At 32.0% G+C, this 12,350-nt stretch carries 11 protein-coding genes; 8 read left to right on the forward strand and 3 right to left on the reverse strand.

What is annotated here, in order from left to right:
* Window positions 1–38: 38 nt before the first annotated feature.
* Both ACJDT4_RS07190 and ACJDT4_RS07195 read right to left on the reverse strand, forming a co-directional pair.
* Window positions 39–485 carry a MarR family winged helix-turn-helix transcriptional regulator gene (locus tag ACJDT4_RS07190; RefSeq protein ID WP_406786870.1) on the reverse strand — a complete coding sequence of 149 codons (447 nt, stop codon included), beginning with the start codon at window positions 483–485 and terminating at the stop codon, window positions 39–41.
* Between the two features lie 146 nt (window positions 486–631).
* Window positions 632–1,441, reverse strand: coding sequence for a class I SAM-dependent methyltransferase (locus ACJDT4_RS07195; RefSeq protein WP_406786871.1), 810 nt, complete (start codon window positions 1,439–1,441; stop codon window positions 632–634).
* Between the two features lie 237 nt (window positions 1,442–1,678).
* Here ACJDT4_RS07195 and bcaP point away from each other — a divergent pair, with 237 nt between their 5' ends.
* The 6 genes from bcaP to ACJDT4_RS07225 all read left to right on the forward strand — a co-directional run bounded on the left by bcaP (window position 1,679) and on the right by ACJDT4_RS07225 (window position 8,581).
* Entirely contained in the window at window positions 1,679–3,082 is a 1,404-nt protein-coding gene (gene bcaP / locus ACJDT4_RS07200) for a branched-chain amino acid transporter BcaP (RefSeq protein ID WP_406786872.1), read from the forward strand.
* A gap of 128 nt (window positions 3,083–3,210) precedes the next feature.
* Window positions 3,211–4,512 carry a transcriptional regulator gene (locus ACJDT4_RS07205; RefSeq protein ID WP_406786873.1) on the forward strand — a complete coding sequence of 434 codons (1,302 nt, stop codon included), beginning with the start codon at window positions 3,211–3,213 and terminating at the stop codon, window positions 4,510–4,512.
* Window positions 4,513–4,526: 14 nt separating this feature from the next.
* A complete protein-coding gene (locus ACJDT4_RS07210; RefSeq protein ID WP_406786874.1) occupies window positions 4,527–4,682 on the forward strand; it encodes a hypothetical protein in 156 nt (51 codons plus the stop codon).
* A 662-nt stretch (window positions 4,683–5,344) separates the two neighbouring features.
* Window positions 5,345–6,664 carry an ABC transporter substrate-binding protein gene (locus ACJDT4_RS07215; protein WP_406786875.1) on the forward strand — a complete coding sequence of 440 codons (1,320 nt, stop codon included), beginning with the start codon at window positions 5,345–5,347 and terminating at the stop codon, window positions 6,662–6,664.
* Window positions 6,665–6,778: 114 nt separating this feature from the next.
* Window positions 6,779–7,690: a carbohydrate ABC transporter permease gene (locus tag ACJDT4_RS07220; RefSeq protein ID WP_406786876.1), complete on the forward strand. Its 912-nt coding sequence runs from the start codon at window positions 6,779–6,781 to the stop codon at window positions 7,688–7,690.
* The gene (locus ACJDT4_RS07225) at window positions 7,691–8,581 is read left to right on the forward strand and encodes a carbohydrate ABC transporter permease (RefSeq protein ID WP_406786877.1); all 891 of its coding nucleotides are present in this window, start codon (window positions 7,691–7,693) and stop codon (window positions 8,579–8,581) included.
* A 388-nt stretch (window positions 8,582–8,969) separates the two neighbouring features.
* Here ACJDT4_RS07225 and ACJDT4_RS07230 read toward each other — a convergent pair whose 3' ends face one another.
* Window positions 8,970–9,662, reverse strand: a complete 693-nt coding sequence (locus ACJDT4_RS07230) for an MgtC/SapB family protein (protein ID WP_406786878.1) — start codon at window positions 9,660–9,662, stop codon at window positions 8,970–8,972.
* A 498-nt stretch (window positions 9,663–10,160) separates the two neighbouring features.
* On the opposite strand from ACJDT4_RS07230, the gene ACJDT4_RS07235 reads away from it, so the two are divergent.
* Window positions 10,161–11,360 carry a response regulator transcription factor gene (locus ACJDT4_RS07235; RefSeq protein ID WP_406786879.1) on the forward strand — a complete coding sequence of 400 codons (1,200 nt, stop codon included), beginning with the start codon at window positions 10,161–10,163 and terminating at the stop codon, window positions 11,358–11,360.
* Window positions 11,361–11,368: 8 nt separating this feature from the next.
* Window positions 11,369–12,343 (forward strand): substrate-binding domain-containing protein, encoded by a 975-nt coding sequence (locus ACJDT4_RS07240; protein ID WP_406786880.1) that lies wholly within the window; start codon window positions 11,369–11,371, stop codon window positions 12,341–12,343.
* Window positions 12,344–12,350 lie beyond the last annotated feature (7 nt).

Here is a 12,350-nt window from a genome sequence, read left to right on the forward strand (position 1 = left end):
TTGGGGCTTAGCCATAAGCCCACTAGAGCAAAGTGTTGTTACTTTGCAGTTAAATTGCTATTTACTTTCATTAATAAAGATAATAAACTTTCTTTCTCTTCCTTGGACAGATTTTTAGTTATGTTTTCTTCTACTTCGGAAAATATTTTATTAAAGTCATTTATTAAAGCTACACCCTTTGGCAATACATAGATGTTTTTCTGTCTTTCATTATCTTTGGGAATCCTGCGATCAATGTATCCCTTTTTTTCTAATCCCTGAAGCATACTAGTAATACTTGCACCTTTACGTTGAAAAGCATCTGCTAAATCCTTTTGAATTATTCCTTCATCTTGATGCTCATATATATAACCTATCATACGTCCTTGCTGGGAATTTAATCCTAATTCGTTTATCTTTTTATCAGCGATAAACTTTGTTTTCAAACCAATGGATCTTATTAAATCCGAATAAGGAGTTTGAAATGAAAAATTAGATTTATCCATTATAATACCTCCAATAATCTAACAATTAGATATCTAACTATATTTGATTATAACAATTAGATATCTAACTGTCAATGGCTATTTCAAATTTATTTGACTTAAAGTTTTTGGCTTTAAGTCAAAAATTTTAAGTCAAAAACTTTAAGTCAAAAGTATCTTTTCTCTGCCACAAGCGTAAAGGTTTTTGGAATCCCCTTATCGTAATTCTCACAGGATAAGTTAGGTTCCTCATCTAAGCTTTTTATTATAAGCCCACTTTCTGCGGCAGCTGTAACTATCTCTCCAAGATTCCATTTTCTAAGTAAAACTTTTGTGGCTTCACCTGAATTTAGGTATTTTGAATAAGCGGCATCTTTTTCTTCCAAGGTTGTGTCAAAATAATTTCCCGTTACCTTGTGCTTTCTCACTTTTGCGGTTGAACCCCTTGAAGTTATAAGCTTTGTTGAAACAGGGTGAAAATCTCTCAAAACAAACACTCCATTTGGAGCTAAAAGCCTATAAACTAAACTCATAAATGGTTTTAAATCTAAAAAGTAATGAATTATCCCCATTTCTGCAAAAACTATGTCATATGTACTATCTAAGTTGTTATCAAGTTTAAGCACATCGCTTAATATATATTCTATTTTTACATTGGCCTCTTTTGCTAAGTCTAGAGCATATCTTTTATTTCCCTCGGAAAAATCAACTACAGTAACATCGGCGCCAAGCACAGCAAGAGCTACAGCTCTATTTCCGTTGGAGCCCATGAGATTCATTATTTTTTTCCCCTTTACATCTCCAAATTTATTGTAAAGTACAGATAAAATTTTGGTTGGATTTTTTTGGATTTTACAAGCTTCTTCTTGAGGGGTTCCAAATCTTTCAATCCAGGCATTATAAGTTTCTTTATTCCAAGCGTCTTCATTTATATCTATACATATATTTTTTTTATTATTTATATATTCTTCCTGCAACAGTATAACCTCCATAGTGCGTCAATTTACATATCATTATTATATAATCTCCAAAAACTAAATTCTACTAAACTATTTAAATAATTTTTTATTTTCATAATTAATATTGACTGTATTGATATTTTTTACATTATTGAGTATAATTATTAATAAAATATCATATTTAACAAAAATTTCATGAGACTTTATTATAGGTTTGGCTATATTAATATCAATATATTATGTTGGGGGGATACTATGAGAAATATTTTTAAAACAAAATCCATAAGTGATTTAATCCAAGAAACGAGAGGAGAAAAATCACTAAACAAGGTTTTAGGAGCTTTCGAACTTACTATGCTGGGAGTTGGTGCAATAGTAGGTGCAGGAATATTTGTTATAACTGGAGTAGCAGCAGCTAATTTTTCTGGACCAGCACTCATATTGTCATTTATAGTATCTGGACTTGCGTGTGCTTTTGCTGCACTTTGCTATGCTGAATTTTCTTCAGTTGTACCAGTAGCAGGAAGTGCTTATACGTATGGGTATGCGGCACTTGGTGAAGTATGGGCGTGGATTATAGGCTGGGATTTAATTCTGGAGTATACGGTGTCTATTGGTACTGTTGCAATTGGTTGGTCAGGTTATGTAGACAGTATTTTAAGAAGCATAGGAATTAATTTGCCGGGACAACTTTTGAAATCGCCTTTTGAGGGTGGTATTATGAATTTGCCAGCTATAATCATAGTTTTGGCTATAGGTTTACTCTTAATTAAAGGAGTGAGTCAAAGTGCAAAGTTAAATAACATTGTTGTTGCCATAAAGCTTACAGTTATTGCTTTGTTTGTTATTTTAGCATTTGGACATGTGAAAACCTCTAACTGGCACCCATTTATGCCTTATGGATGGGGTGGAGTATTTCAGGGAGCTGCATATGTGTTCTTTGCATACATTGGTTTTGATGCTGTTTCTACTGCAGCTGAGGAGGTTAAAGATGCTAAGAAGGATCTTCCAAAGGGAATTATTTTTTCACTTTTAATATGCACAATTATATATATGGTTGTATCCTTATTTTTAACAGGAGTTGTACCTTATTACAAGTACAAGGGAGTTTCTGCTCCAGTAGCTTTTGCATTACAGCAAATAGGAATTAATTGGGGTTCGGTTTTGGTTTCTGTAGGAGCATTATTTGGACTAACTTCAGTTCTGCTTGTTATGATGTTTGGTCAAACAAGAATATTTTTTGCAATGTCAAGAGATGGACTTTTACCTAAGTTTTTAGGTGAAGTTAATAAAAAGACTAAAACTCCAATTACAAGTACTGTGATAGTTTCCATAGCAGCAGCAATTATATCCGGTTTTTTGCCAATTGGAATTGTTTCAGAGCTTACTAATATAGGAACTCTTGCTGCATTTATCATAGTTTCTATAGGTGTAGTAGTTCTAAGAAAAAATAGACCGGATTTAGAAAGACCATTTAAGTGTCCACTTGTTCCAGTTGTTCCAGCTGCCGCAGTTGTATTTTGTGGCTATCTTATATACAAACTTAATTTAGCGACACAGCTTAGATTTGTAATTTGGTTTGCGCTTGGCTTGGTTGTATATTTCTTATACGGCATGAGGCACAGTACTATGAATAAAGAAGAAAAGAAGGCATCATAATGCATGTTGATTGACAATAATTATAATAATAAAAAAATTTGTAGTCAGTAACAGACGATATTTACATAAATTGTTATAAATGCTATAATATTAATAATTGTTATGTTATACGGTTAGGAGATTGGTGTATGAGAAAATATGTATTATTGTCGTGTGGGGATAAACTAAAAGCACTTAGAAAAAAGTATAAGTTAAAGCAGGAGGATCTAGCAGGAAAAGAAATTACTAGAAACCTATTAAGTGAAATTGAGACAGGTAAAGCAAATTTAACGAAAAATACTGCCGAGATAATTTTTAGGAACTTAGAAACTATTGCTAAGAACAAGAAGCTGGAGGTTACTGAAACCCTTGATTATTTAATGGAAGGTGAGGACGTACAAGCTGGTAAGATATTAGATAACTATATAAATGAATTGAGGAATTTAAGTATAGCAAAGGGCAGTAGTTTTATTGATACTCTTAACGAAGCAGAAAGCTTTTTAATGGAATGGGATATTAAAGAAAAAAAAATTATAATTTATGAGTTAGCTGGAGATTATTTTTGTAATAATAATGAGGTCTATAAGAGTATTATTTACTATGAGAAAGAAATAGATTTAATTGGCAAGTTATTTCCTAGCAGAACATTAGTGAATGTTTTAAGAAAATTATCTATGGTTTATGAATATGTAGGTAATTATAGGGAAAGCATTAGGTGCTGTGAATTTGCATTAAATCGTTTCGAAGACATGACAGATGAGGAGGTTATTATTTTTAGGTATAACAATGCCTTGAGCTATAAAAAAATAGAAAATTTTCAAATTGCATTGGATAATCTTAAAGTTGCAGAGGAACTAGTTGATAAAGAAGATATAAATTCATATATTAAAATCTTAAATAATAAGGCAGTTTGTCTTTTTGAAATGAAAATGTATATGGAAGCTTTAAAGGTATTTATGAAAATTTCAGAATTAATAGATAAGGGTGATATAGAGAAATATCTAATTAATTTAGTTAATATAGTTGATGTATATACTGAAAATAATAATAGAACTAAAGCTGTAGAGAGCCTTAATGTTATAATTAACGAACTGTCTAATTTAAGTAATAATAGTAAGTATATATCAGAAATTCATTTTGAAATAGGAAGGGCCTATAAGAGGTTAAATAAGGTGGATTTGGCAAAAGGCTATTACTTAAAAGCTCTAGATTTTTGCGAAAAATGTAAAAATTTCGTACTGGCAAATGACATACTCTGTGATTTGGTAGATATATACGAAATGACAAAGGATTTAAGCAGTATGAATAAGCTTAAGGAAAGAGTGTTTTTAATATCTAATAAGCAAGATAAAATTAGCAATATACTTATGTATAAGCTAATAAATTTTTATAATAAAATTAGTAATCATATAGTTTCAGAAATTACTAATTATGCTTTAAAATTTAATTAAGAGGAGGTATATTTATGTTAAAGAAAAATTATAAAACATTAATATTATCAGTAGGAGCATTGGCTTTATTTGCTGGATTATTTGCAACTTTAGGAACTGGAAATAATCTGGGTATGATAGATTATCATCCTATGAAGGTTGTTTTTAATTTGTTTCAAGCTGGATTATAGTAACAAATAAGGAAGGGACAATATTAAAGGTCCTTTCCTTTTTTATTTTTGATAAGAGCGCACTAAAGGTGCGTTCTTATTTTTTGGAGTAATAATCTAAAACTTTGTTTATCTATAGAAATACTAAAAATTCATTTAAATAAATGTAAAACATTTTAATAAAGATTGATTTAATTGTTGACATATATTACAATAGATGGCATAATATGATTATAGATATTAGTTAAACGATTTAAGAAAACATATATTAAAGGTGCGAATTATGTGTGTTCTCTACGGTAGCAAAAATAAATATTGCCCGAATTAAAAAATGTCTATTAATATGAATAGTTCATATTAGGTAACTTGTGCGTTGAAAACTAAATTATTTGGAAAAGCTGTTTTACATTTAAAATTACCATGTAGCTTTTTATAATTTTATATTATAAAAAAGGCCCTGTTGTAAATGTTTACTAAAGGCACTTTATAGAGAACTATGTGTAAGCTTTGTTTTACTAAAAAATAAAACAATTTATTGCTATACCCGATTTAAATAAATGTAAAAATTAATGTTTATTTAAAATAAAGTATAAAATTAAAAAGCCTATGCAAAGTGAATTAGATATTATATTCTAATTTGCTTGTAAGAAAATAAATTATTTATAGGGGAAGAGGGATCTTATATGAAAAAAGTTATTAGCTTGCTTGTGATTCTTACGATGATGGTTACAACATTACTCACTGGCTGCGGCAGTAGCAGTTCAAGTGGTAGTGGAACAGAGTTAAAGCTTTGGACATTTGTAGGACTTCATGGAAACTTTTATAAGGATGCAGCAAAAAGATGGAATAAAGCTCATCCAAATGAAAAAATAAATCTAAAGGTTACCACATATCCATATGCAGATATGCATAATAAGCTTTTAGTTGCACTGCAATCAGGAGTAGGGGCGCCTGATATCTCGGATGTTGAATTAGGACAATTTCCAAATTTTTTAAAAGGAACTCCTCAAATTGCAAATTTAAGTGATCTTGTTTCTGCAGATAAGGATAAGTTTGTACAGTCACGTTTTAAGCTTTACAGTAAGGATGGAAAGCTTTATGGACTTGATTTTCATGTTGGTGCTACAGTAGCCTTTTATAACAAAGATATATGTGCACAAGCAGGCGTAGATCCTACAAAAATAAAAACGTGGGATGATTTTGAAGCAGCAGGTAAGACAATTAAAGCTAAAACTGGCAAGCTTATGTGCTATGTATCACAAACTGCTACCTGGGAATTTACTCTTATGACTGCACAAAAAGGCTCTGATGTTTTTGATGAAAATGGCAATGTAACATTAGATAATCAAACAAACATAGATATACTTAAAAAATTACATGACATGATATATGTCGATAAAATTGCTGCGGTATCGCCTGGAGGACAAGTTGATACAGAAGAAGGCTACGGTGCTGTAAACAAAGGAAAAGTAGCAGCCGTTGTAATGCCTTTCTGGTATACAAGTAGATTTTTAGAGAATATGCCTGATTTAAAAGGAAAAATGTTGGTAACCGCACCACCACAATTTACAGCAGAGCAGGGTGGTAAATACATGACAGCAGGGCTTGGTGGAACGGGGACAGTTATTCCGTCACAAGGTAAGAATATTAAGCTTGCAAAAAAGTTTCTGCAATTTGCTAAGGAAACTAAAGAAGCAAGTATAAAGATATGGGAACAGCTTGGTTTCGATCCACCTAGATGGGATGCTTGGAATGAAATATCAAGTAATATGAAGGATAGTAAGTATACAGAGTATTTTGCAAACGGTAAGGACTTGTTTAAAGTGCTAGTTCCAATGAAGGACAGTGTCAATATTCAAAGAAGCACGTCTTTATCACCAACAGCGAATGACCTTCTTAATACTCAAGCCTTTTATAAAGTACTTCAGAAGAATACACAGGATCCAGCAACTGCTTTAAAAGCTGCAGCTAATGAGCTTAGAAAAAAAGGTAAAGCCAATTAAAAGTTAAATTGTAGGAGCTGTATAGACTTGGAAATTGAAGCTTAAATTATAGCTTTGAACCTTCCTAGCTATACCTCCTAAAGCTACATAAAATTAAGATAGGGGGGGAGCAGCGTGGAAAAGACTAGAGGTGGAATTTTAAATAGATTCCTGTATTCTAAAAGGATAGCACCATATGTTTTTGTTTTACCATTTATAATTGTGTTTTTAATGTTTTTTCTTTATCCTCTAATAAGTACAGTTATAATGAGTTTTCAAAATGTTCAACCAGCAGGTGGATCTCAATTTATAGGATTAAAAAACTATAAAGATTTATTAAATGTACATTTTTACACGGCATTATGGAACAGTGCTAGATATACATTTTGGACACTTCTCATATTAGTTCCTATTCCAATAGTACTTGCAGTTTTCTTAAATTCTAAAAAACTTGTTGGAAAGAAATTTTTTAGGGCAGCACTTTTTATGCCTACACTTACATCTGTTGTAGTAGCAGGTATAGTATTCAGACTTATATTTGGAGAGACAGCAGCAGCACCATTTAATACACTTATGGCAATGTTTGGCGTTGGGGCTAAGGCATGGTTAAGAGATTCGAGATATTCAATGACGCTCATGGTAGCACTTGCAACCTGGACTTGGATGGGAATAAATATTATATACTATTTATCCGGATTACAAAACATACCTCAAGAGTTGTATGAATCGGCACAAATAGATGGGGCTGGACCTATATCACGTTTTTTATATATAACTATACCCATGCTTAGACCTGTTATAATATATGTTTTAACAATAAGTGTGTATGGTGGGTTTGCAATGTTTACTCAAAGTTATGTTTTCTGGTCAAATCATTCACCAAGTGATGCTGGGCTTACCATTGTAGGATACTTATATCAACAAGGCTTTGAGACAAGCAACATGGGGCTTGCTTCTGCAATTGGTATAGTGCTTTTAGCTATAGTTCTTATAATAAATTTAATCCAACTTAAATTCTTTGGTTTATTTAAAAAGGAGGATGAATAAATGGATTCACCTTTGGAAACTAAAACTCCTGTAGTAAAAATAAAGAAAAAAAGAAAAGGCTCAAATAGGCTAGTATCAGTTTTGCTATTTTTATTTTTCGTAATACTTGCCATAATTACTCTTATTCCTTTTTATGCTATGCTTTTAGCATCCTTTAAACCGGCAACAGAACTTTTTAGATATGGGCTCAATTTAAGACTCGATTTTAATATCATGAACTTTAAAAATTACTTGCCTCTTTTTAATGATGACAGTATTTTGTATATTGATTGGTATAAAAATAGTGTACTTATAACTCTCATAAGTACAGTTTTATCCTTGCTCCTATCTGCTATGGTTGGTTATGGACTTGCAAAATACAAGTTTAAGGGAAGAAATCTTATATTTATTTTAGTTCTGTTTATAATGATGGTACCAGTAGAAATACTAATACTTCCACTTTATAAATTGACAGTATCAATGCACATAATAAATACTTATGCAGGTATAATATTACCTTTTGCAATATCACCATCGGCTGTCTTTTTCTTTAGACAATATGCAGAAGGTATACCAAAGGATTTTATGGATGCAGCACGTATAGATGGATGCTCAGAATATGGTATATTTTTTAGAGTTATGGCACCACTTATGAAGCCAGCCTTTGGAGCTATGATAATACTTATATCTGTTGGAAGCTGGAATAACTTTTTGTGGCCACTTATTGAAATGAGAGAAGGAAGCAAATTTACCCTTCCAGTAGGGCTTATGTCACTCCTTACACCTTATGGAAATAACTATGCTGCAGTATTATCAGGCTCCGTATTATCGGTTTTACCTATAATAATAATTTTCTTAGCAAATCAGGAATCCTTCATATCTGGTTTAACCGTTGGAGGAGTAAAGGGATAAAAATAATATTAAATAAGAGGGAAAAGTGCGAAGTGACAGTATTTTGAGATGTTAAATGAAAACTATAAATCTAACATGATGATTGTTAAAATTTAATTAATTACAAAGATTCACGCCTAAAATTCCGTAGGTACGGAGGAATTTTTTCCTTGCACCACTGTGGGAGCGAGGTAACAATGCTGAAGGAACGATTTAAAAAAGTCTTAATAAATCTTGGCTCAAAAATTGTAAAATGCTTAGATATTTCAATTGTCTGAGCGTATGCGAGTAAACATACACGGGGCTTGGGCTAATATATATGACTAATACAAGTTAAAGAAGGATAATGGGATTACATCCCAAACCCCGCATATGTTTATGCGACGAAGCATTGTTACTTCGCATTTTTTTAAATTTCTAGGTACTTTATATTTGGGTTTTTTTGCATTAAGGTTAGTAGTTTAGATATATTATAAGCTTCTGGTACTTTTAATATTAATTCAAGTTCAATTGATTTTGCTTCAATATCGCTGTGAGTTTTTCCCCTCTTTGCTTTAAAGTTCATTACTTCAATATCTTCTTTTTTTAGAATTTCTTCAATATACTCTAATACTTCGGATTCATTGGATATTTTTAAGGTTAGTTCCTCTGTTCTTGGTGTTGAAAGCCAGGAAAAATCCCTATGTAAGATAGTTTGAGCTATTACAATTACAATTGCAGATATTAGTCCTATAAAATAAAGCCCAGCGCCAATAGCAAGGCCAACACCAGCGGTACCCCAAACTCCGGCAGCGGTTGTAAGTCCCTTTACAGACTGCCTTCTCATAAATATCATGCCAGCACCAAGAAAACCAATTCCACTTACTACTTGAGCTGCAATACGCGATGGGTCTAGGGATATATTACTTATACCTACTTGGTCTTGAAATCCATATTTAGATACAATCATAATAAGAGCTGAGCTTAAGCACACTATAAAATGCGTTCTAATTCCAGCCTCCTTCATCCTATTTTTTCTTTCGTAGCCTATAATTCCTCCGCAAAATCCAGCGATTAAAATTCTAATTAAATATTCAAATTGAGAAGAATAAATAAATGACATGAAAACACCTCCGTATTATAGGTATACAACTTGGAAGTCTAAAATTACAATCTCCAAGTTTATCCTGTTAAACTGGAAGTTGAAAGAAAGAGTAGAGAGTAGAGTGAAGGATGATTTTTCCCTGCTATGCTTCGAAAAATCTAAAACTTATTGCGCTAAGGCGCTTAAAATATAATGTTCAGCGGAGCTGACACTATTAAGTTCTAAGATTTACCTGAGAGAAGCGAAAGGCAAATCTACATTCACTCTACTCTCTACTCCTTACTCTCTACTCTTCTTCAACTTCCAGTTTGTGAGGATAAATTTGGTATTGGTAATTTCAATCTTCCAGCTTGGTTATCTATAATTAATTATACTATGCAGCATCAAAATTTTTTATGACTTAGCAAGGTTAAAATTATAATCATTGAAAAATGTAAATAAATGTATATAATATAAAATTAAGGAGTAAAATAACTAAATTTATTATAAGCCAATTTTTGTGTGAGGGAAAGTGTAATGTATAAGCTTTTGATTGCTGATGATGAAGCAATAATAAGAAAAGGCCTAAAAAATGTTATTGACTGGAATAAATTAGACATAGAGGTAGCTGGAGAAGCAGAGGATGGTGAAGTAGCTTTAAAATTAGTAGAAACTCTTAGACCAGATATAATACTGCTGGATATATGCATGCCATTTTTGAATGGATTGGAGCTTATAAAAAAGATAAAGGATATAGATAAAAACTTTATCATCATAATAATAACTGGATATGATGAATTTGAGTATACTCATGAGGCACTAAAGCTTAAGGTTTTTGATTATCTTTTAAAGCCCATAAATAAAGAAGAGTTAAAAAATATAATTGAAAAGGCTTTGCAGGAGCTGAGTAAAAACAATGAAAGGACAAGCTATATCACTTGGGCAAATAGACAGCTTCATGAAAACTTAAGTTCACTTATAGAGAATTTTTTTAACAATCTAATTACTGGAAGCATTGATGATTTAGAGGCAAAGCGGGAAATGGATTTCTTTAGGATTAAGCTTGGAGAAAACATAGGAATAATAATAATAAAGGTTATTGAAAAGCTCAATTCAGAGGTTATTTCAAAGAAATGGGACAGCATGCTTTTAAACTTTGCAATAAAGAACATAGCTTATGAGCTTCTTCAAAAGTTTAAGCCTGTATATACCTTTACTGATGATGAAAATAATGTAATTGTAATAGTCAATATAAGTAATATGAACAAGTGGGTTAATGTTGGAACTTTAATTGAGGAAAAGTTTTTTAAGTATCTTCACTATACAATTGTAACGGAACAGAGGAATGTAACGGGAGGCATTTTTAAGGTTAGAGCTGTGTATAAGAACATGGTAAAACAAATAAGCAAAAAAATTGAATTTAAGCCTGTGGTTCTTCTAGCTATAAGATTTATTGATAACAATTATTACAAAAATGATTTGAGTTTGGAGATAATATCAAAGAAATTTTGTTTAAGTTCTTCTTATTTAAGTAAGCTGATTAAAGAAGAGACAGGCCTTTCTTTTGTGGATTATGTTACAAGTATACGTATAAAGAAGGCTATAAGCATTATGGATGATCCTACGGTAAAAATCTATCAGGTGGCGGAGCTTGTGGGTTATAGTAATCAGCATTATTTTTGTAAGGCGTTTAAGAAGGTTACAGGTCTTTCTCCAACAGAATATAGGAGTGGGTGATTTTTAAAGTGTTAAATAAACTTTTAAGTAAAATGCACATAAAGGTACTTTGCATGATTTTGTTTTTTGTTATGGGGGTCGCTTTTATAGCTGTAAAGGTTAAAGGAAAAGCTGAGGGCGTTAAATTTGTTATAGGAATGTCTCAGGCAAATTTAACAGAGCCTTGGAGAATATCGATGAATAAGGAAATAATAAGTGAGGCAAAAAAGTACAAGGATTTAAAGGTTATATATAAGGATGGTGGAGGGGATGCAGAAAAGCAAAAAAATGATATAAATGAACTTTTAAACAGTGGAGTTGACTTACTTATAGTATCTATAAATGACTTAAAAAAGCTTGAACCTGTAGTTAGCAGGGCACATAAAGAGATTCCAGTTATTGTGCTTGATAGAGGTATTGAAGGTTGCGATTATACTCTTTACATAGGGCCTGACAATAAGCGCATAGGAAAAAAGGCTGGAGAATTTGTAGCTGAGTTAGTTGGAGATAAAAAAAGCAATGTAATAGAAGTTCAAGGAGTGCTGGATTCCGTACCTTCACTTGAGATGAGCCAGGGCTTTAGGGAGGTAATAAAAAAGCATCCAAACATAAAGATAGAAGACACAGTTATAGGGGAATGGCAAAGAGATGAAGTCGAAGATGATATGAAAAATTTATTAAGAGACAATAGAGATATTGACGTTATTTTTGCACAAAATGACTATATGGCATTGGGAGCCTATAAAGCTGCACAAAGCAATGGCTTAAACAATGTGAAGATTATCGGGGTAGATGCGCTTAGTGGTAAGGATGGAGGACTGGACTTAGTTGAAAAGGGAGTACTGGAGGGTACTTTTACATGTTCTACAGGAGGAAAAGAAGCGGTGGATTACGCCATGAATATTTTGATGGGGAGGTCCAATGTACCCAAAACAGTAATATTAAAAAGTGAAAGAATAACTAGAAGCAATGTGTACAAATATTTAAACGAAAAGTATAAATAATCACCGA

Origin of the sequence: Clostridium neuense (genome assembly GCF_045310695.1) — a bacterium.
GTDB classification, from domain to species: Bacteria; Bacillota; Clostridia; order Clostridiales; family Clostridiaceae; genus Clostridium_S; species Clostridium_S neuense.